The following is a 21,301-nucleotide window of genomic DNA, read 5'->3' on the forward strand; positions in this document are numbered from 1 at the left end:
CTGCAAGTGTTTTTGCTAAAAAAAAATAAACTTTTTTTTAATTCTTTGATAACGTATGATTTACAAATCGGTTATTTTTTAGCCAGCATGCGCTTGATTTCATTCAGCTTCATTAAAGCTTCAACCGGAGTCAAGGTGTTAATGTCTAAATTCAGAATTTCTTCTTTGATTTCTTCCAAAAGTGGATCGTCTAAATTGAAAATACTTAACTGCATTTCTTCTTTGTCTGATTTTATTCCTGCCAGTGCTTCTCCGGAATGATCCTTTTCCAGCTTCTTAAGGATTTTTTGCGCTTTCTGGATCACGGTTTGCGGCATTCCGGCCATTTTAGCCACATGAATACCAAAACTGTGAGCGCTTCCTCCTTTTACCAGCTTTCTGATGAAAAGTACGGTGTCTTTTAATTCTTTTACGGAAACGTTGAAATTCTGAATGCGTTCAAAAGTAAGTTCCATTTCATTCAGTTCGTGATAATGGGTGGCAAACAGCGTTTTTGGTTTATTCGGATGTTCGTGCAGGTATTCCGCAATCGCCCACGCAATCGAAATTCCATCATAAGTAGAAGTTCCTCGTCCGATTTCATCCAATAAAACTAGGCTTCGGTTCGAAATGTTGTTCAAAATAGAAGCCGTTTCATTCATTTCCACCATGAATGTGGATTCTCCCATCGAAATATTGTCGCTGGCACCCACACGAGTGAAGATTTTGTCTACTATGCCCATACGAACGTTTTCTGCCGGAACAAAGCTTCCCATCTGTGCCAACAAAACAATCAAGGCGGTTTGGCGAAGAATGGCCGATTTACCCGACATGTTCGGACCGGTGATCATGATAATCTGTTGGGTTGCGTTGTCAAGGAAAACATCGTTTGAAATATAAGGTGTTCCTACAGGTAATTGTTTTTCAATCACAGGGTGGCGGCCGTTTTTAATGTCTAAATCGAAACTCTCGTCGATTTCCGGGCGAATGTAATTGTTTTCAATTGCCAATTGGGTGAAAGAACACAAGCAGTCTAATTGGGCAACCAGGTTAGCATTCAGCTGTACTGGTTTGATGTAAGTGGAAATCCAAAGGACCAGTTGTTCGAATAAATCGGTTTCAAGTTTGTGGATTTTTTCCTCAGCCCCTAAAATCTTGGTTTCGTATTCTTTCAGTTCTTCCGTGATGTAACGCTCGGCATTTACTAAAGTTTGCTTGCGGATCCACTCGGAAGGCACTTTGTCTTTATGTGTGTTTCGGATCTCAATATAGTAACCGAAAACATTGTTGAATGATATTTTTAAGGAAGGGATTCCGGTTTTCTCGCTTTCGCGTGCCTCCATAGCTTCCAGGTATTCTTTCCCGGAAAAAGCAATGCTGCGCAATTCGTCTAATTCCGGGTGAATTCCTTTGGCGATTGCATTTCCTTTGCTGATGGCAACCGGCGCTTCCGGATTTAAAGTGTTTTTGATTTTTTCACGCAATAAATCGCAGGAATGCAAGCTGTCGCCAATTGTTTTCAAGGCTTCATTAGTGCTTTCCAAAGCTTGTGTTTTCATTGGGATGATGGCGTCCAACGAATTACATAGGTAGACTACTTCACGTGGACTCACTTTGCCTGTGGCAATTTTCGAGATCAAACGCTCCAGGTCGGAAATCTGTTTGATTTGGGATTGCATATTTTGCAGTACTTCCGAGTTGGTTTTCAGGTAATCCACCACTTCATGGCGCCCTTCGATTTTCTTTGCATCTTTCAACGGAAGCGCTAACCAGCGCTTCAGCAAGCGTCCTCCCATTGGTGAAAGGGTACGGTCGATAACTTCCAAAAGGGTAACCGCGTTCGGATTGTAGCTGTGGTATAATTCAAGATTTCGAATCGTGAACTTGTCCATCCAAACGTAAGCGTCTTCGGCTATACGATGGATGTTGGTGATATGCTGTATTTTATTGTGTTGTGTTTCGGATAAATAGTATAAAATCGCTCCCGAAGCAATGACGCCCTCTTGTAATTCTTCAATTCCGAAACCTTTTAATGAATTGGTCTGAAAATGGGAGGTAAGGCGTTCGAAAGCGTAATCTTCTTTGTAAATCCAGTCTTCCAGAAAGAAGGAGTGGAAATCTTCTCCAAAATGTTCTTTAAACTGGTTTTTATAATGTTTCTGAACTAAAATTTCACTCGGATTAAAGTTCTGTAGCAATTTGTCAATATATTCTTCGTTCCCCTGTGCCGTTAAAAATTCTCCGGTAGATACGTCCAAAAAGGCAACTCCGATGTTTTTCTTTCCGAAATGAATGGAAGCCAGGAAGTTGTTGGATTTCGAATGTAGTACTTCGTCATTTAAAGCTACGCCTGGCGTTACCAATTCCGTCACTCCTCTTTTTACAATGGTTTTGGTCATTTTCGGATCTTCCAACTGATCGCAGATGGCTACGCGAAGACCGGCCTTCACCAATTTTGGGAGGTAGGTGTTCAGGGAGTGGTGCGGAAATCCGGCTAAAGCGGTTTCCGAATCAGAACCGGCACCTCTTTTGGTTAAGGTGATTCCTAAAATGCCCGCGGCTCTTATGGCATCGTCTCCAAAAGTTTCATAAAAATCGCCCACACGGAATAAAAGACAAGCATCGGGATATTTGTTTTTTATCTCGTTGTACTGCTTCATTAACGGTGTTTCCTTCGGCGCTTTTTCTTTTGTCGACATAATACTAGGTTTGTTTGCAAATATACATGAAGACTTTATTTCAGAAGTGGCTGTCTTAAAAATTAATTAAAATTATGATTTCGTATAAATCGAATAATCTTTTTTTAATAGATTTGCGTTCTAAATGTTTAAAAACAAAAAGTTATGAAAAAAATATTGTTACTAAGCGCATTTTTTGTATTCGGTCTTACGGCTGCTACAGCGCAGGAAACGGCGAAAACAAATAAAGCTACTACTGAAGTAAAAAAAACTAAAAAATCTAAGAAGTCTACAAAGGCTGTTGCTCCTGCAGTTAAAGGGCCTGGTATCGTTTTTGAAAATGAAACTATTGATTACGGAACAATCAATCAGAACGAAAACGGTCAGAGAGAATTCGTATTCACTAACAATGGTGATGAGCCTTTGGTGATTAAGAGTGCACAAGGATCTTGCGGATGTACAGTTCCTGAAGCTCCAAAAGAGCCAATCGCACCAGGAGCAAAAGGAGTTATTAAAGTGAAATATGATACTAACAGAGTAGGTGTGTTTACTAAGAACGTTACAGTTACAACAAACGCTTCTGAAACTCCTAAATTGTTAATGATCAAAGGTGATGTGAAAGCAGTTGCGGCTCCGGCAACACCAGCTACTCCGGCAACACCTGCTACTCCAGCAGCACCTATAAAAATTCAGGAAGTAAAAAGCTAATTTTTATAAAAAATAAATTTGAAGCCTTCAAAATGTTTAATTTTGAAGGCTTTTTTAATGCAATAAAATGAGAAAACTGGAGAATAGCGAACTGGAGCGCAAAAACATAGAAGAATTCAAACAGGCAAATAAGACGCCTTTAATTATTGTTTTGGATGATATCCGAAGCCTTCATAACATCGGTTCGGTTTTTAGGACGGCCGATGCATTTTTAATCGAGAAAATCTTTTTATGTGGAATAACGGCGACACCTCCCAATAAAGAAATCCATAAAACAGCTTTGGGGGCTACCGAAACCGTAACATGGGAATATGCCAAAGATGTTTTGGAAGTTATTGATAGTCTGAAAAAAGACAACGTTGTTGTTTATGCTGTGGAACAGGTTGAAAATTCAGTGATGCTGAACGATTTTCAGGTGAAAGAAAACCAAAAATATGCTTTAGTTTTTGGAAATGAAGTCAAAGGAGTGGCGCAGGAAGCCGTTCATTTGTGTGATGGTGTTATCGAAATTCCTCAATTAGGAACCAAGCACTCGTTAAATATTTCGGTAAGTGCCGGAATTGTGGTTTGGGATTTGTTTCAAAAGATAGCAAAATAGCGTTGGTTTTGAATAGCGAAATTTTCTCAGGGAGCCTTTAAGTCGCCTATTGCCACACAGTCACTGCTGTCTTTTGTTTCTGTTATTAGTTCGGCTATTGATTTATTCGTTTTCGGATGGTGCCAGTCATGGTTTAAATCCTGCATAGGTAACAAAACGAACAGTCGGTTTTGCATCTGCGGATGCGGAATATGTAATGTTTCGGTCTCAATTACAAGGTCGTCAAAAGTGATAATGTCGATATCGATGATTCTCGCCTGATACCCAAGTTGACCGTTTCGGATACGGCCAAGTTGTTTTTCGGCTTCCAGAATTTTGGTTAAAAGCTTTTCAGCCGGCAAGACAGTATGCAGCAATAAGGTACAATTGTAAAAATCCTCGCTTTCAAATCCCCAGGAAGGTGTTTCATATACTTTCGAAACACGAATAACGGTACCTACGGTTTTGTGGATTAAGGAAATACATGTTTGGATGTTCTCCAAACGGTCTCCCTGATTGCTCCCTAATGATAAAACGACTTGATGCTGACGGTCCATACGGCAAAATAACTAAAAGAAATTCAGAATTGGAGTGTTTTTTTTTATTCTTCTTTGGGAATTAATTTTTAGCCCTTACCTGTAACATTTTTAACATTTTGGCTACCTATCTTATAAAATAAAAAGCGATGAAATTTTTAGGGAATGTATTGGCGACAGTCGTTGGATTGTTTGTGTTTTTTATGATTTTCTTCTTTGGGATTGTTTTGATCGGCGCCATTTTTGGTGGTGATGGCGATCATGTCAAAGTGAAGAAGAATTCGGTTATTGAATTGGATTTGAAGGAAGTGACGCAGGACTATGGAGGACAATTCAAGTTCACGGATTTTGATTATTTTGAAACCAAACACGATGGCGTAACTGATGTTTTAAATGCTATCGATGCAGCCAAAACCGACGATAAAATTAAAGGGATTTCGATTTTGAACGACGAATCCGTAGTAGGATTAGCGCAAAGTAAAGCCATTCGCCGTAAACTGGAAGAATTCAAGAAATCGGGGAAATTTGTTGTAGCTTATGCTAATGCGTTTTCACAGAAAGAATATTATCTGAATTCCGTTGCCGATACGATTTATCTTAATCCGGTAGGGGAAATGGAATTTAAAGGATTGTCTGCCGAAGTGTTGTTCTTTAAAGATTTCGAAGATAAATCCGGAGTTAAAATGGAAGTCATCCGTCACGGTAAATACAAAAGTGCAGTTGAGCCGTTTTTGGAAAATGAAATGAGCGAGGCAAATAGAGAGCAAATGAGCGCTTTGTTGAATTCAATGTGGACTTCAGTGGTTGCTGATATTTCCAAGAGCAGAAAGATTTCCGTAGATAGTTTGAACGCCATTGCCAACTCACTTGGAGCGCGTACCCCTGAATTAGCGTTGCAGAAACATCTGATTGATAAAATAGGGTATGAAGACGAATACCACAACGGTATCCGTAAAGCGCTGAAGGTTGAAAAAGATGAAGAGTACAACAAAATAAGTATTTTGGATTATGCCGAGGGCGTAGCTAGAACCAACAGCGATTATTCCAAGAAAGACAAAATTGCCATCGTCTATGCTCAGGGGGAAATACAATCTGGAGAAGGCGATGTAAGTTATATTGGAGAAGGTTCGATGCGCCGTTCATTGGAAGAAGCGAGAAATGACGATGATGTAAAAGCTGTGGTTTTACGCGTGGATTCTCCAGGGGGAAATGCGTTGACTTCCGAATTGATCTGGAGGGAAATTGAGCTGACTAAAAAAGTAAAACCGGTTGTTGTTTCCATGGGGAATTTAGCGGCTTCAGGGGGTTATTACATTTCGTGCAATGCTAATACGATTTTTGCCGAAGCCAATACGATTACTGGGTCTATCGGGGTTTTCGGGGCCTTGCCTAATTTCCATCCGTTGGCTACTAAACTGGGGATTAATGCCGAACAGGTAAAAACACATCAGAATGCAAGCGGTTACAGCATTTTTGAACCAATTGATGATAAATTTAAGGAAGTGGTAACGGAGAGTATTGAAACTATTTACACCACATTTTTAAAGCGTGTGTCGGCAGGAAGAAAAATGACTGTTGAACAGGTTGATGCCGTTGCGCAAGGACGTGTATGGACTGGGGCCGATGCTTTAAAATTAGGATTGGTGGATAAAATCGGCGGAATGGATGCGGCGATTAAACATGCGGCTACATTGGCAAAAATAAAAGAATACAGAACAGAAGATTTTCCGGAATACGAAAAAACCTTTGAAGATTTGCTTCGTAATTTAGGAGGTATTTCGATGTTTCAGTCAAAAGAAGCTTTGATTAAGGAGGAAATCGGTGAGGAAAATTATCAGGTTTTAGACCGAATCAGAAAGGTAAACCAGCGAAGAGGCGTTCAGGCGGTAATGCCTTTTGAAATGAATATTCAGTAAAAATCAACGACCATAAACAACTAAACCAGCTTATTTACGTTTTATAGATAAGTTGGTTTTGTTTTTTGTAGTATTTTCGTAAGATTAATAGTTTTAAAAATGGCAAAGAAAATTTTGAAGATAGCAGGGATTTCTCTGTTGGTTATTATTGTCGCTTTAGCAGCTACTCCTTTTTTGTTCAAAGACAAAATAAAAGAGCTGGTAACTAAATCCATAAACGAAAAAGTTGATGCTAAAATAGCTTTTGAAGATGTTGGGTTAAGTCTTTTTAAAAACTTTCCCAATGCCAGTGTAACTATTGATAAGCTGAGTATTATCAACAAAGCGCCTTTTGAAGGGGATACGTTGTTTTATGCCGGTGAAGTCAACCTGAAAATGTCGGTAAAAGAGTTGTTCAAAGGGGAAGGCGAAGCCATGAACATTGAAGGTTTCTCTTCAAAAGACGGATTGGTGAACATTATTTTTAATAAAGACGGTATCGGCAATTTCGACATCGCTTTAAAAGAAGAAAAGCCTGAAGACGAGTCTAAGAGCAAGCCGTTTGCCATGAGTATCCAAAAATATTCGATCGAGAATCTTCGTTTCCGTTATACGGATGAAAAATCGAAAATCAAAATGGTTATCGATAGCCTGAACCATGAAGGAACAGGTGATTTAGCAGCGGATAATCTGGATTTAAAGACCAAGTCGACAGCTAAATTGTCATTGGATATGGATAAAATGAATTACATGAATAATGTAGCCTTGTCCCTTGATGCAGTTTTGGGAATCGATATGAAAAATCAAAAGTATACGTTCCGAAACAATAAGGCGTTAATTAATCAATTGCCATTGGAGTTTGACGGGTTTATCCAGATGGTGGAAAAAGGACAGGTGTATGACTTGAAATTTAAAACACCGACTTCTGATTTTAAAAATTTCTTAGGACTGATTCCGGCGGCTTATGCGGGTAACATCAGTACGGTAAAAACTACCGGTGAATTCAGAGTGGATGGAACTGTAAAAGGTGAATTGACCGATACAACTATTCCAAAATTCAATATTGCTATCGCTTCTGATAATGCTTCGTTCCAATATCCTGATTTACCAAAATCGGTTCAGGATATTAAAATAGATACTAAAATCATCAACGAAACCGGTTTAATGAATGATACTTATGTGAATCTGGATAAATTGTCATTCCGTATCGATCAGGATATTTTCAGCGCAAAAGCCAACATTAGAAATGTAGCCGAAAATGCCTTGGTAAATGCTGAATTAAAAGGTGTTGTTAATCTGGCCAATGTGACGAAAGCTTATCCGGTTAAATTGGATAAACCGCTTTCCGGGATCCTGAAAGCCGACGTGGTTACGAAGTTTGATATGAAATCGGTAGAAACGAGTCAGTACCAGAATATTCAGAATTCAGGGAATATGACGCTTACCGGATTTAATTACACGGGTCCGGAAATGGCGAAACCTGTTCAGATCTCACAAGCAGTTGTGGCGTTTAATCCGAATCAGATTCGTTTGAATCAGTTGGATTTAAAAACAGGTAAATCAGATGTACATCTAACGGGAACTTTGGATAATTTCTATGGATTTGTATTCAAAGATCAGATTTTGAAAGCGAATTTCAATATGAGTTCTAATCAGTTTTTGGTTTCAGATTTCATGGCGCCATCAGCTCCGTCGTCTAAAGAAGGAAAAGAAGGAGCAGTTAAAAAAGAAGCGGTTAAAATTCCGGCCTTCCTGGATTGCGCCGTTACTGCTAAAGCGAATACCGTTGTGTATGATAATCTGACGTTGAAAGATGTTTCCGGAAAAATGATTATCCGTGATGAAGCTGTTACGCTGCAAAATTTGAAAACCAGTCTTTTCGACGGTGTAATCGGAGTAGATGGTGTGGTCTCCACTAAAGGTAAAGTGCCGTCATTTAAAATGGATTTAGGATTGAATAAAGTGGATATAGCTAAGTCATTCACTCAGTTGGATATGTTGAAATCCATAGCTCCTATAGCGGGGGTTATCGATGGTAAATTGAATTCTACCATTAAACTTTCCGGGAATCTGGATGCGATGGAGATGACGCCGGATCTGAAAACCATTTCGGGGGATTTATTCGGACAGTTATTGAGCACTAAAGTGAATGCGCAAAATTCACAGCTATTGTCTTCATTGGCATCAAACGTGAAATTTGTTGATATAAACAAGTTGAGTCTGAATGATGTAAAAGCCGCTCTTTCTTTTAGTAACGGTAGGGTTAACGTGAAACCGATTGACTTAAAATATCAGGATATTAAGGTTACAGTTGGTGGTTCACACGGTTTTGATCAGTCGATGAATTATAATTTAAAATTTGATGTGCCTGCAAAATATTTGGGTTCGGATGTGAATAAATTATTGGCAAAGCTGACTCCGGCAGAACAAGCAAAGCTGCAAAATGTACCGGTAAATGCCATGATGACCGGAACTTTCAAAAACCCGAAAGTAACTACAGATATGAAACCGGCAATAGCTAATATTACTAAGCAGCTGGTTGATTACCAAAAAAATAAGTTAATCAATCAGGGAACTTCGGCTTTAGGGAATATACTTAGTGGTACTAAGGGGAACGCGGCTCCAAAAGATTCAACTAAAACCCAAACTACTCAGCCAAAAGAGGATATTAAAAACGCAGCAACAAATGCTATTAAAGATCTGTTAGGTAAGAAGAAGAAGAAAGAAGAGCCAAAACAACAGACTCCATAATTTAAAAGCCCCATAAAGGGGCTTTTTTTATGATAAACTTATTTTTACTACATATCCTTCAAAGGTTCGCACATTGAATACCGTGCCGTCTTCAAAGATGAGGTACTGACCTTTTACGCCTGAAAGTTTTCCTGTAAATTGAGGGGTTTTGTCTAAATTCAAACTGTTCACTTTTTTTGGATATTCTAAAACAGGATAGACTAATTCGTATTTTTTTTCAGGAACAGCTTCAAAATAAGGCTGGACTTCTTCAGGAATCAGATTGCCAAGACCGTTTCTTTCGGTCACCAAATCCACCTCTGGAATTTCATTTTTAAGCATCTTCTGCCAGTTGGTTTTGTCGGCATAATGATTTTTTAAAGCTACCTCTGTAATACCTGCTAAATAACGGTTTGGAACTTCTACGATGGGTACTGCCTGAACGGCACCCTGATCAATCCATCGCGTAGGGACTTGTGTTTTTCGGGTTACTCCAACTTTTATTTCGCTCGATAAGGCCAGATAAACAATGTGCGGTTGCAATTGAACTAGTTTTTCGTATTCTAAATTGCGGTCTTCAATGTCTAAATGGGCTGTGCTTAATTCCGGTTTCATGATCCAATCTCCTGCGGCTGCGCTCGACATGAAACAATCGTAACAGAATCCCTGGCGGAAAATTTTCTTTTTCTTTCCGCAATTTAGGCATTGATATCCTTGAAAGGTAATTTCCAATTCCTTGTTGAGCAGTTGGTTGATGTTTAAAAAGCTGTTTTCGAAAACCAGATAGTACTGAATCGGGTTTCCGAACTCGGTTTGCATTTTTGTTAGTACGCCTTCGTAAGTCATTTTTTTAGGATTAGAAAATTTAGGAATCGAGCCATGCGGGCAAAATTATCGCTAAAATTTGTTATATTTGGTAATGTTGTAAAGTTATAATTCATAATTTACAATTCATAATTCATAATTGCGAAAAGATGCCGTTAACGATCATAAATTCAATTGCCAGCTGGATTCTGAAGAAGCGAATTCATCAGATGGAATTGTTTTTGAAATATCCCAATGAAGTACAGGAGGAACTGCTTTTTAACCTGCTTCGAAGTGCTGAAGGAACTGTGTTGGGAAAGAAGTATGAGTTTTCAACCATTAAAAGCTATAAAACCTTTTCCGAAAGAATTCCGGTATCAACCTATGAAGAGTTGGAGCCTTTGATAGAACTTACCCGAAAAGGGGAGCAGAACGTTTTTTGGGGTACGCCTATTAAATGGTTTGCCAAATCCAGCGGTACAACAAATGCAAAGAGTAAGTTTATTCCGGTAAGTAATGAAGCGCTTGAGGATTGCCATTACAAGGCTAGTAAAGATTTGTTATGCCTTTATCTGAATAACAACGAGGAATCAGAGTTGTTCACTGGTAAAAGCCTTCGCTTGGGAGGAAGTAAGCAGTTGTATGAGGATAATAATACCTTCTTTGGGGATTTGTCGGCTATTCTTATTGATAATATGCCTTTTTGGGCGGAATTCAGCAGTACACCAAGTAATAAGGTGTCTCTAATGAGTGAATGGGAAACCAAAATTCAGGCGATTATTAACGAAACCAGGAATGAAAATGTAACCAGTTTTGCCGGTGTCCCTTCCTGGATGCTGGTACTGCTGAATAAAATGCTGGAAGTGACCGGAAAAGAGAATCTCCTGGAAATATGGCCGAATCTTGAAGTGTATTTTCACGGCGGGGTGAGTTTTGAGCCGTATCGCGAACAATACAGAAAAATAATACCGAAGGCTGATTTTAAATATTACGAGATTTACAACGCATCCGAAGGGTTCTTTGCGATTCAGGATCTTAATAATTCCAGTGATTTATTGTTGATGTTGGATTACGGGATTTTCTATGAATTCATTCCGATGGATACTTTCGGAACGCTTAATCAACGTGTGATCCGACTTGCGGAAGTGGAACTAAATAAGAATTATGCCGTGGTAATAACAACCAATTCCGGTTTGTGGCGATATTTGATTGGTGATACTATTCGTTTTACGTCCTTAAGTCCTTATCGTATTCGCGTTTCCGGAAGGACTAAGCATCATATTAATGTTTTTGGAGAGGAACTGATGGTGGAAAATACCGATATGGCCTTGGCAAAAGCATGTCAGCAGTTGAATTGTGAGGTAATCGATTATACGGTTGCCCCTATTTTTATGGAAGGAAAAGAAAAAGGAGCACATGAATGGATGGTTGAGTTTAGAAAACATCCGGCCAATATTGAAGAATTCAGTAAGTTATTGGATCAGTGCTTGCAGGAAGTGAACTCGGATTATGAAGCGAAGCGTTATAATAATATGACATTAAATCCGTTGGTTTTAAATGTGGCACGCGCTAATTTGTTTTATGATTGGCTTAAAGAGCAGGATAAGTTAGGCGGTCAGCATAAAATCCCAAGATTGTCAAATCAAAGAGAGTATTTGGAGCAGTTAAAAGCAATGCAGCTCTCTGAAATTATTTAATATATGAGAAAGGTATTGTTGATTGTCGCCTTGATAGGGTTGATAGTGTCTTGTGGCCCTAAAAGATTGGGTTGCGGACCGGGAAGATGTGAGTTGGCAAAAGAGAAAACGGCTTTTGTGAAACCTTGTTAGTTTTTAGTTTAGTATACTGCAAAAAAAAAGTCCTGCAAAAGCAGGACTATTTTTTTTCTTACTGTATTTAAAATACTAGTGAGCAGCTGGAGCTTCAGCAGCTGGAGCAGCAGCAGGAGCAGCAGTCTCAGTAGCTGGAGTAGCTTCTGTAGCTGGAGTAGCAGCAGCAGCAGAATCAACAGTTTCAGTTGTAGCTTCAACAGCCTCTTCAGTAGCTGGAGCAACTTCTTCAGTTACAGTTTCTTCTTTTGCAGTTTCTTTACATGATACGAAAGAAACACTCATCATAGCTACTAAAGCTAAGCTTAAAACAACTTTTTTCATCTTACTAAATTATAAAGGTTAATTATTAATTCGGGGCAAAGATATAAATTTTTTTATTGCATGAAATATTTTTTTTCATTTTTTCAAAAAAATATTGCTTTGGATCCCAGGACTGTAAAAACAAATTTCATGCCAATAAAAGAAAATTGTAATTGTAAGTTAAGTTTTCTTTGTTTTTCGGTATGTATTTGATTTACAGTTTTATGTTATTTTTTCTTCTTAGTTGTCGGTGTAACCAATTTCATTTCTTCAATCAGGTTTTTGGCTCCGGCATATTTGTCGATTACGAATAAAACATAGCGCATGTCAACCATAATATTCCTACATATTGAAGGGTCGTATTGGATGTCGCTCATAGTTCCTTCCCAAACACGGTCAAAATTCAATCCGATTAGGTTGCCGTTGGCGTCTAAAGCAGGGCTTCCAGAATTTCCTCCTGTCGTATGATTCGTTGCAATGAAAGCCACTGGCATTTTTCCGTTTTTATCAGCATACTGACCATAATCTTTCGCATTGTATAAATCGATCAGCTTCTGAGGAACGTTGAACTCATAATCGCCTGGGATGTGTTTTTCCATCACTCCGTCCAAATAGGTCATTGGTTCGTAGCTTACTGCATCACTTGGTTTATAGCCTTTTACTTTTCCGTAAGTAACACGAAGGGTGCTGTTGGCATCCGGGAAAATACGTGCTGATTTCGGGCTTAATTCCAAGATTGCTTTCATGTATGTGCGTTGCAGTGCGATGTTTTTTAGGTTTAATTCGTCGTATTTCGGAGCAACATTTTTATTGTAAGCGTCAGCAATGGTTTTTACAAGTGCAAATCCCGGATCCTGATTCATTTTAGCGATTACGGATTTTACATCGCCTTCCAATAATCCTTTTAGCCCATCATAAGAAGTCAGTTTCGAATTGGTAAAAATGGATTTGGCTGTGGCTTCAGGGTTGATGTTCTTAATGCTTTCCGGTAAAAATTGTTGCGGTGATTTTTTAGAATACAATTCGATCAATTGCTCGAAAACTTTTTCGTCCACTTTAGCATTGAAATCTTTGTACAACGGTTCGAATCCAGCAATAAGGTTTGCTTTTCTATCTTTAAAAGCCTGTTCGCCTTTGGTGTTGTAAACCTGTTCTAATTGGTATAGTTTGTATCCGAAACTTAATATTTCGGTATTTCTTAAAACAACTTCCGAAAAGTAATCACGGGCCAATGCATAAGGAGCAATAGCGTTGTAAGTGGTTTTGAAATCGGCTAACACATTTCCGTATTCTGCTTGCTTACCTGCTTTTTCAACTTTAGAAGTGAAGTCTTTTTCAAATTGTTGTTTGTTGGCTACCGCATTTGTTTTTTTTAGGCCTTTTGATTCACCAATCCATTTTTTCCAGTAGTTAGCCACTTGTGCATATTTGGCGGCGTACTGAATTTTGATGGCATTGTCTTTTCTCATAAAACCGTCCTGCGTTTTTAAGGCGCGGTCACGGATTTCAATTTTAGCAGGATTTAATGAGTTAACGATTTGCTCTACGGCATACGAAGGCAGATATTCCTGTGTTCTTCCAGGGTAACCCATAACCATGGTAAAGTCGTTTTCTTTAACTCCTTTTATGGAAACCGGGAAGAAATGTTTCGGAGTGTAAGGTATGTTGTCTTTAGAGTATTCTGCCGGGCGGTTGTCTTTTCCTGCATAAATGCGGAACAATGAAAAGTCACCGGTATGACGCGGCCAAACCCAGTTGTCTGTATCGGAACCGAATTTTCCGATAGATGAAGGCGGTGCTCCTACTAAACGTACATCTTTATATGTTTCGGTAACGAATAAAAGATATTGGTTTCCGTCGTAGAACGTTCTGATGCTGTTTTCCTGCCATGTTTCTTTTGGAAGGTTCTTGTTCAGCATCGCAATGTTTTCCTGGATTTTCTTTTGTTTTTCTGTTTCTGACGGAAGATTAGCAACGCCTTCCAAAACTTTATTGGTAACATCGTCAATGCGGATGATAAAGGTTACGAATAAATCTTTGTTAGGAAGCTCGTCTTCCATTTTATAAGCCCAAAAACCGTCAGTTAAATAATCGTGTTCAACCGAAGAATGGCTCTGGATGTTGTCAAACCCACAGTGGTGGTTGGTCAGGATTAATCCTTTCGGAGAAATTACTTCGGCAGTACAGCCTCCGTCAAAATGCGGAACCGCATCTTTTAAACTGGAATGGTTTACGGAATAAATATCTTCAGCCGAGATTTTCATTCCCAAATTTTTCATTTCGGTTTCGTTCATTCCTTTCAGTAAAGAAGGAACCCACATGCCGCCTTGCTGAGCGTAGATTGGCAGAACGAATAAAATAATAAGGAGTCTTAAAAATTTCATTGTTTTGGTTATTAAAGGTGTTGTTGTACTATATGTTTCATTATTTTCCGATGATGTACCGTGAAATCGTTGGCAAGATACAATTTTTGCGCGTTTTCATTGTGTTCTTCTGTTTCCAGATAGATTATTTTCAGCTTCAGTCTTTGGGCTTCTGCTTGTGTAAATTGGACGGCTTCTTTCCCGATTCCTTTTCCCCGCATACTTTCAGAAAGGTACAATTCGTCAAGAAAGGCAATGGTTCCGCCGTATTCAAAACTGAAAACAAATGTCAGGATTAGATAGCCGATAATTTCTTGCTCACGGTAAATAAGCCATGCTTTTCCTAAATGTTCATTTTCGATAAATTCCCTGAAAAGCATTTTCGATTTTTCTGTATCAAATGGATAATTATCGATGGCGTAAAACTGCTGCATCAGTGGGATAATCTTCTCGATGTCTGATAAAGTCAGTGCTCTGAATTCTGTTTTCGGATGCATCTTACGGAAGAATATGTTTCAGAATCGTATTTGTTGCGCCTTTATTCATCTGAACAAAAGTCGAGCAGACATGTCCTTTTTCGTAGCGTTCGTCTTCATTTTGCACTAGTAAGTCAAAAGCCTGATTCAGTTCGCTTTGGTTGGTGATTGAAATACAGCCTTCAATATTTACCAAAGCCGTGGCTTCTGCAAAATGGGAATAATTTGGTCCAATCACAATCGGGATTCCGAAAGTTGCCGGCTCTAAAATGTTGTGTACGCCCGGGTTTCCGAAGCCTCCGCCCACATAGGCGATGTCAGCATAACTGTAAATTTTGGTCAAAATACCGATAGTGTCAATGATGAAAACCTGATATTCGGCAAGATTCTGACTGTCTTTTTCCGAAAATAAAACCGTTTTTTTGGCGATTTGCGATTTAAGATTGGCAATCTGCTCTGCTTTAATATTGTGTGGTGCAATGATGAATTTTACACTGCTATCCGATTGATTGATGTAATTTGTTAATAAAGATTCGTCTTTGGGCCACGAACTACCAATAACAATGGTTGTGGAGTCATTTTTGAATTCTTCGATGAAATCCAGTGAATTGTCGCGATCCAAAATGGAAACCACGCGGTCAAAACGGGTGTCGCCAGATACTTTTATGTTTTGAAAGCCGATACTTTGAAGCAGTTTTTTTGAGCTTTCATTCTGAACAAAAAAGTAGTTAATGTTTTTCAGTGCCTTTCGGTAAAAACCACCGTACCATTTAAAGAAACTTTGTTTTTCTCTAAAAATCCCCGAAATCAAATAGGTTTTGATATTCTGGTTTTTAAGTTCATTCAGGTAATTGGGCCAAAATTCATATTTGATGAAGAAAGCCATTTCCGGACGCGCCAGTTTTAAAAATTCCTTCACATTTTTTTGGGTGTCCAAAGGAAGATAAACGGTAGCGTGTGCTATATTGTTGTTTTTGCGGACTTCATACCCGGATGGTGAAAAGAACGTTACCAGAATTTTATGGTTTGGGAATTTTTCTTTGATCTGTTCCATGACCGGAAGTCCCTGTTCGTATTCTCCTAGCGAGGCGGCATGAAACCAGATGGTTTTGTCGGAAGCTGAAATTTTAGAGGATAGCGTATCGAAAACTGACTTTCGGCCATCTACAAATAATTTAAGTTTTGAACTGAATAAGGCCGCAATCTGCAACAGAAAACCGGCTATTTGAACCACCAGATTATAGAGGAAAAACATAACTTTTCTTTTGTCGCGCTAAATTACGGTTTCTTTTCGTTATCCATAAATCATTCTGGTTTAATTCGTACTTTTGCGTGTTTTAAAAATCGTTTTTCAAATGAGAAAATTACAAATGGTTGACCTGAAAAGTCAATACGAAAAAATAAAAGATACCGTAAACGCTTCTATTCAGGAGGTTTTAGATACTAATACTTACATTAACGGACCGCAAGTACAGAAGTTTCAAAAGAGTCTTGAAGATTATTTAGGAGTTAAACATGTGATACCGTGTGCTAATGGTACTGATGCGCTTCAGATTGCCATGATGGGGTTAGGACTTGAGCCTGGTGATGAGGTAATCACGGCGGATTTTACTTTTGCTGCGACAGTTGAGGTAATCGCTTTGCTGCGCCTTACACCTGTTTTGGTAGATGTGGAAATGGATAATATGAACATTTCCATTGAAGCCATTAAAAAAGCGATCACTCCAAAAACCAAGGCAATTGTTCCGGTTCATTTGTTCGGTCGTGCGGCTAATATGGATGCCATAATGGATATTGCCAAAGAACACAATTTATATGTAATCGAAGATAATGCTCAGGCAATCGGTGCTGATTTTACCGGAAGAGATGGTGCGAAACGAAAAGTGGGAACTATTGGTCACGTAGGGGCGACATCATTCTTTCCTTCTAAAAACTTGGGTTGCTATGGTGACGGCGGTGCAATTTTTACCAATGATGATGACTTGGCTCACACACTGCGCGGTATCGTAAATCACGGTATGTACGTTCGTTACCATCATGATGTGGTTGGTGTGAATTCTCGTTTGGATAGTGTACAGGCAGCAGTTTTGAATGCTAAATTGCCTTTTTTGGATTTGTACAATGAGGCGAGACAAAACGCGGCCCGAAAATATTCAAAAGGATTTGAAGGTCATAAAAATATCATTACGCCAGTTATTCCGGATGAATGCGATTGGCATGTTTTCCACCAGTATACGTTACGTATCATTGATGCAAATCGTGATGCACTAATGGATCACCTTCAGGCAAAAGGAATTCCTTGTGCCATTTATTACCCGATTCCGTTGCACAGTCAGAAGGCTTATTTGGATTCAAGATACAAAGAGGAAGATTTTCCGGTAACAAACCAATTAGTAAAAGAGGTGATATCATTGCCGATGCACACTGAGTTAGATGACGAGCAAATCAGCTTTATTGTCGATTCAGTTCTTGAATTTTTTAAATAACAGGTTATAAAGTGTATTTTTGTAACAATGTAATCGATTATTGTTTAAATTCAAAACACTTCACGAGATGAAAATATTGGTAACTGGAGGATTGGGTTTTATCGGATCGCATACAGCGGTAGAATTGCAAAATCAAGGTTTTGATGTTGTTATTGTTGATGATTTATCGAATTCTTCTCTTGATGTTTTAGATGGGATTTCAAGAATTACGGGTAAGACGCCTATTTTTGAGAAATTGGATTTGCGCGAGAAAAATACCGTTCAGAATTTTTTTAAGCGCCATTCTGATATTTCCGGTGTGATTCATTTTGCTGCGTCAAAAGCAGTAGGGGAAAGTGTTGAAAACCCGTTGATGTATTACGAAAACAACATCAGCTCACTAGTGTATCTGCTTCAGGAGTTGGAGAAAAAAGGCAATGCTAATTTTATTTTCAGTTCTTCGTGTACAGTTTATGGTCAGGCTGAAAAAATGCCAATTACCGAAGATGCACCTGTTCAGCAAGCTATCTCGCCTTATGGAAATACGAAGCAAATCGGAGAGGAAATAATTAAAGACGTTGTAAAAGTGTCCGATATCAATGCTGTTTTACTTCGTTATTTTAATCCGATAGGTGCGCATCCTAGTGCCGAAATTGGTGAGTTGCCAATAGGTGTACCTCAGAATTTAGTGCCGTTTATTACACAAACAGGAATTGGATTGCGCCAGGAATTGTCTGTTTTTGGAGATGATTATCCAACACCGGACGGAACCTGCATCCGCGATTATATTCATGTGGTTGATTTGGCAAAAGCCCATGTGGTAGCTTTAAGACGTTTGCTTGAAAAGAAAAATGTGGAAAAGACAGAAGTTTTCAATGTAGGAACAGGGAAAGGGAGTTCTGTTTTAGAAGTTATTCACGCATTTGAAAAGGTAAGCCAGCAAAAATTACCATATAAGATAGTAGGGAGAAGAGAAGGGGATGTTATCTCCGCTTATGCAAATACAGATAAAGCTAATAAGGTTCTGGGATGGAAAGCTGAATCTACCTTAGAAGAGGCATTAAGCAGCGCCTGGAAATGGGAACAGAAAATAAGAAAAGCGATAAAAGTAAATAGCTAATAAATAAAAACTCCCAAATCAACGATTTGGGAGTTTTTATTTGTAAAGATTTATTTTATAAAAAAGACCGGATAAACCGGTCTTTAAAAATTACTTTTTAGCATCTTCTTTAACTTCTTTTGCAGCTTCTTCTACTTTTTGAGCACCAGCAGCAGCAGCATCAGCAGCCTTAACAGTAGCAGTGTCAGCAGCAGCTTCAACAGCAGCAGCAGCAGTATCTACAGTTTCAGTCATTTCTGTTGCAGCAGCATCAGTTGCCTCTTCCATTTTCTCTTCAGTTTTTTCTTTACAAGAAACCATCAATGCTCCAACAAAAGCTAAAGCTAAAAGTGTTTTTTTCATTTTTTAATTTTTAAGAATTAATAATTATTTATACTTATGGGTAAAATTAATTTTTTTTTTTAATTAAAAACATTTCGAAGTAAAAATTTTATCCAAATTTTGTTTCTAAAATTAAGCCGAAATGGTTTGTGCTTCTTTATTGATTTTGTTAACCAATCCAACCAATACTTTTCCAGGGCCAACTTCTGTAAATGATGTTGCTCCATCGGCAATCATTTGCTGTACTGACTGTGTCCATTTTACCGGGGCTGTCAATTGGATAATCAGGTTCTTTTTGATTTCATTCGCATCGGAAACAGCACTTGCCGTTACGTTTTGGTATACTGGGCAAACAGGGGTGTTGAATGTTGTAGCTTCGATTGCAGCAGCCAGTTCTTCACGTGCCGGCTCCATCATAGGAGAGTGGAATGCGCCACCAACCGGTAAGATTAAGGCGCGTTTTGCTCCGGCTTCTTTCATTTTTTCGCAAGCTTCTTCTACTGCTTTCAATTCTCCGGAAATTACCAATTGTCCCGGACAGTTATAGTTAGCCGCTACTACGACACCGTCAATAGAAGCACAAATGTCTTCTACAATTTTATCTTCTAGATTTAATACAGCGGCCATAGTAGATGGAGTGATTTCACAAGCTTTCTGCATCGCTAAAGCACGTTGTGAAACCAGTTTCAATCCGTCTTCAAACGATAAAGTTCCATTGGCAACCAAAGCTGAAAACTCACCTAATGAGTGTCCTGCTACCATTTCAGGTTTGAAATCTTCTAACGTTTTCGCTAAAATAACCGAGTGTAAAAATACCGCCGGTTGTGTAACTTTGGTTTCCTTTAGTTGTTCAGCCGTACCTTCAAACATGATGTCGGTGATGCGGAATCCTAATATTTCGTTGGCTTTTTCGAACAGTTCTTTCGCAACAGCCGAATTTTCATATAAATCTTTGCCCATTCCGGTGAATTGTGCACCCTGACCCGGGAATACATATGCTTTCATCTTTTCTTGATTTAGTTTTATGATGCAAAAATAAGGTTTTTTTTAGAAGCGTAAACATTCGGGCATTTTTGGAATCGTCGTTCCCGCTGTCCGCTATATCCCCGCTTTTCGGCGGGGGATGTCACTCCCATCGGGGCTATGGAGAAAGCATCTTTTGTGTCAATAAAAAAAGCCTGCCATTCAAAGTGAACTACAGGCTTTTCATCATCAATCAAAAAGTTTTCTTCTGAAATATTATTGTCTTACCAGTTGTATTTCGATGTCGAATTTTACAATGTCACTTAATAAAAAGCCTCCGTTATCCAGTGGTGAGTTCCATTTTAATCCCCAGTCATTTCGGTCTACTTCTCCGAAAATATTGATGCCTACTTTGGTAGTGCCCCAAGGGTCGGTCATCAGTCCGCTGAATTGGGCTGGTAATTTTACGAATTTCGTAACGTCCCTGATGGTTAAATCACCGGCTAATTCATAATTTTCATTATCTACCTTGGTGAATGAGGAGACTTTGAAAGTTATTTTTGGATATTTTTCTACATTAAAGAAATCGGCACTTTTTAAGTGATTGTCACGGTCAGGGCTCCTTGTATCTACCGAACCGGCGTCGACATAGAATTCAATCACCGCTTTGCTGAAATCATCGTCTTCGGTAATAATGTTTACATCAAAACTGCTAAATCTTCCGGATAAGTTGGTAAACATCATGTGTTTTACCCTAAAGGTCACTTCGGAGTGTATGGGGTCGATTATCCATTTTGTTGTTGCCATGACTTTGATTTTTTAAGTTTTTATCTGGTACTACAAAGGTACTTAAGTATTGATATTCATTTACTTAACCTAGGTTAAGAAATTCAGTCTCCGTCACAGTTTTTAGTAAGAATGCTGTTGACTGTGGTTTCGACTGAAAACTCCTTCATTACAAAGCAATGGTTTTCTCATCAACCAAAACTTGTTTGCCTTGAAAAGCTGTTTATTGTTTTACAAACTGTAATTCGATTTCCAATTTTACCTCTTCACCGACTAAAACACCACCTGCTTCCAAAGCAGAGTTCCAGTTTAACCCCCAGTCTTTTCGGTTGATTTTTCCATTAATGGTAAATCCTGCTTTGGTATTTCCCCAGGGATCGGTCATAAGACCGCTGAATTCTACAGGAAGTTTTACGAATTTGGTTATACCTCTCAATGACAAATCGCCTGCGATTTCGTAGTTCTCACCACTAGCTTTCGTGAACGATGATGTTTTAAATGTCATTGTAGGATGGTTTTCTGCATCGAAGAAATCGGGACTTTTTAAGTGGTTGTCACGGTCTGCGTTTCTGGTATCTACCGAGTTGATATCAGCTGAAAACTCTATTGTCGATTTTGTGAAATCATCTCCTTCGGTAATTATATTCGCATCATAAGTAAGAAATTTTCCGGATACGTTAGTAAACATCATGTGTTTTACTTTAAATCCTATTTCTGAATGCGTTGGGTCAATTGTCCATTTTGTAGTTGCCATAATTTTATTTTTTT

The 21,301-nt window shown here is 38.7% G+C and carries 19 protein-coding genes; 8 read left to right on the forward strand and 11 right to left on the reverse strand.

The window, feature by feature from the left end; translation table 11 throughout:
• Nucleotides 1-71: 71 nt before the first annotated feature.
• A complete protein-coding gene (mutS, locus tag FEDK69T_RS06705) occupies nucleotides 72-2,678 on the reverse strand; it encodes a DNA mismatch repair protein MutS (protein WP_023573394.1) in 2,607 nt (868 codons plus the stop codon).
• A 144-nt stretch (nucleotides 2,679-2,822) separates the two neighbouring features.
• On the opposite strand from mutS, the gene FEDK69T_RS06710 reads away from it, so the two are divergent.
• The gene (locus FEDK69T_RS06710) at nucleotides 2,823-3,365 is read left to right on the forward strand and encodes a DUF1573 domain-containing protein (RefSeq protein ID WP_023573395.1); all 543 of its coding nucleotides are present in this window, start codon (nucleotides 2,823-2,825) and stop codon (nucleotides 3,363-3,365) included.
• Between the two features lie 67 nt (nucleotides 3,366-3,432).
• Nucleotides 3,433-3,963, forward strand: a complete 531-nt coding sequence (locus tag FEDK69T_RS06715) for an RNA methyltransferase (RefSeq protein WP_023573396.1) — start codon at nucleotides 3,433-3,435, stop codon at nucleotides 3,961-3,963.
• A 26-nt stretch (nucleotides 3,964-3,989) separates the two neighbouring features.
• Here FEDK69T_RS06715 and folK read toward each other — a convergent pair whose 3' ends face one another.
• Nucleotides 3,990-4,499 (reverse strand): 2-amino-4-hydroxy-6-hydroxymethyldihydropteridine diphosphokinase, encoded by a 510-nt coding sequence (gene folK, locus FEDK69T_RS06720; protein ID WP_023573397.1) that lies wholly within the window; start codon nucleotides 4,497-4,499, stop codon nucleotides 3,990-3,992.
• Between the two features lie 128 nt (nucleotides 4,500-4,627).
• On the opposite strand from folK, the gene sppA reads away from it, so the two are divergent.
• Nucleotides 4,628-6,394, forward strand: a complete 1,767-nt coding sequence (gene sppA / locus FEDK69T_RS06725; protein WP_023573398.1) for a signal peptide peptidase SppA — start codon at nucleotides 4,628-4,630, stop codon at nucleotides 6,392-6,394.
• Nucleotides 6,395-6,493: 99 nt separating this feature from the next.
• Nucleotides 6,494-9,124: an AsmA family protein gene (locus tag FEDK69T_RS06730; RefSeq protein ID WP_023573399.1), complete on the forward strand. Its 2,631-nt coding sequence runs from the start codon at nucleotides 6,494-6,496 to the stop codon at nucleotides 9,122-9,124.
• Between the two features lie 27 nt (nucleotides 9,125-9,151).
• On the opposite strand, the gene FEDK69T_RS06735 is transcribed toward FEDK69T_RS06730, so the two are convergent.
• Nucleotides 9,152-9,949, reverse strand: a complete 798-nt coding sequence (locus tag FEDK69T_RS06735; protein WP_023573400.1) for a DUF2797 domain-containing protein — start codon at nucleotides 9,947-9,949, stop codon at nucleotides 9,152-9,154.
• A 128-nt stretch (nucleotides 9,950-10,077) separates the two neighbouring features.
• Between FEDK69T_RS06735 and FEDK69T_RS06740 the strand changes: the two genes are divergently transcribed.
• Complete coding sequence (locus tag FEDK69T_RS06740; protein WP_023573401.1) at nucleotides 10,078-11,604, forward strand: GH3 auxin-responsive promoter family protein; 1,527 nt, start codon at nucleotides 10,078-10,080, stop codon at nucleotides 11,602-11,604.
• A 3-nt stretch (nucleotides 11,605-11,607) separates the two neighbouring features.
• The gene (locus tag FEDK69T_RS16145; RefSeq protein ID WP_262488002.1) at nucleotides 11,608-11,736 is read left to right on the forward strand and encodes a hypothetical protein; all 129 of its coding nucleotides are present in this window, start codon (nucleotides 11,608-11,610) and stop codon (nucleotides 11,734-11,736) included.
• Nucleotides 11,737-11,811: 75 nt separating this feature from the next.
• On the opposite strand, the gene FEDK69T_RS06745 is transcribed toward FEDK69T_RS16145, so the two are convergent.
• The 4 genes from FEDK69T_RS06745 to FEDK69T_RS06760 all read right to left on the reverse strand — a co-directional run bounded on the left by FEDK69T_RS06745 (nucleotide 11,812) and on the right by FEDK69T_RS06760 (nucleotide 16,133).
• Nucleotides 11,812-12,060: a hypothetical protein gene (locus FEDK69T_RS06745; protein WP_023573402.1), complete on the reverse strand. Its 249-nt coding sequence runs from the start codon at nucleotides 12,058-12,060 to the stop codon at nucleotides 11,812-11,814.
• Between the two features lie 206 nt (nucleotides 12,061-12,266).
• Nucleotides 12,267-14,423 carry a S46 family peptidase gene (locus FEDK69T_RS06750; RefSeq protein WP_023573404.1) on the reverse strand — a complete coding sequence of 719 codons (2,157 nt, stop codon included), beginning with the start codon at nucleotides 14,421-14,423 and terminating at the stop codon, nucleotides 12,267-12,269.
• 11 nt (nucleotides 14,424-14,434) lie between these two features.
• On the reverse strand, nucleotides 14,435-14,899 hold the full coding sequence (locus FEDK69T_RS06755) for a GNAT family N-acetyltransferase (RefSeq protein WP_023573405.1): 465 nt from the start codon (nucleotides 14,897-14,899) through the stop codon (nucleotides 14,435-14,437).
• A 1-nt stretch (nucleotide 14,900) separates the two neighbouring features.
• A complete protein-coding gene (locus tag FEDK69T_RS06760) occupies nucleotides 14,901-16,133 on the reverse strand; it encodes a 3-deoxy-D-manno-octulosonic acid transferase (RefSeq protein ID WP_023573406.1) in 1,233 nt (410 codons plus the stop codon).
• 100 nt (nucleotides 16,134-16,233) lie between these two features.
• On the opposite strand from FEDK69T_RS06760, the gene FEDK69T_RS06765 reads away from it, so the two are divergent.
• Both FEDK69T_RS06765 and galE read left to right on the forward strand, forming a co-directional pair.
• Complete coding sequence (locus FEDK69T_RS06765; protein WP_035630087.1) at nucleotides 16,234-17,364, forward strand: DegT/DnrJ/EryC1/StrS family aminotransferase; 1,131 nt, start codon at nucleotides 16,234-16,236, stop codon at nucleotides 17,362-17,364.
• Between the two features lie 67 nt (nucleotides 17,365-17,431).
• Nucleotides 17,432-18,463: a UDP-glucose 4-epimerase GalE gene (gene galE / locus FEDK69T_RS06770; RefSeq protein ID WP_023573408.1), complete on the forward strand. Its 1,032-nt coding sequence runs from the start codon at nucleotides 17,432-17,434 to the stop codon at nucleotides 18,461-18,463.
• 90 nt (nucleotides 18,464-18,553) lie between these two features.
• Here galE and FEDK69T_RS06775 read toward each other — a convergent pair whose 3' ends face one another.
• The 4 genes from FEDK69T_RS06775 to FEDK69T_RS06790 form a co-directional block, all read right to left on the reverse strand.
• The gene (locus FEDK69T_RS06775) at nucleotides 18,554-18,805 is read right to left on the reverse strand and encodes a hypothetical protein (RefSeq protein ID WP_023573409.1); all 252 of its coding nucleotides are present in this window, start codon (nucleotides 18,803-18,805) and stop codon (nucleotides 18,554-18,556) included.
• 111 nt (nucleotides 18,806-18,916) lie between these two features.
• Complete coding sequence (fabD, locus tag FEDK69T_RS06780; protein WP_023573410.1) at nucleotides 18,917-19,789, reverse strand: ACP S-malonyltransferase; 873 nt, start codon at nucleotides 19,787-19,789, stop codon at nucleotides 18,917-18,919.
• Nucleotides 19,790-20,023: 234 nt separating this feature from the next.
• The gene (locus FEDK69T_RS06785) at nucleotides 20,024-20,554 is read right to left on the reverse strand and encodes a YceI family protein (protein ID WP_023573412.1); all 531 of its coding nucleotides are present in this window, start codon (nucleotides 20,552-20,554) and stop codon (nucleotides 20,024-20,026) included.
• 202 nt (nucleotides 20,555-20,756) lie between these two features.
• Nucleotides 20,757-21,287 carry a YceI family protein gene (locus FEDK69T_RS06790; protein ID WP_023573413.1) on the reverse strand — a complete coding sequence of 177 codons (531 nt, stop codon included), beginning with the start codon at nucleotides 21,285-21,287 and terminating at the stop codon, nucleotides 20,757-20,759.
• Between the last annotated feature and the right edge of the window lie 14 nt (nucleotides 21,288-21,301).

The organism is Flavobacterium enshiense DK69, assembly GCF_000498495.1.
GTDB classification, from domain to species: domain Bacteria; phylum Bacteroidota; class Bacteroidia; order Flavobacteriales; family Flavobacteriaceae; genus Flavobacterium; species Flavobacterium enshiense.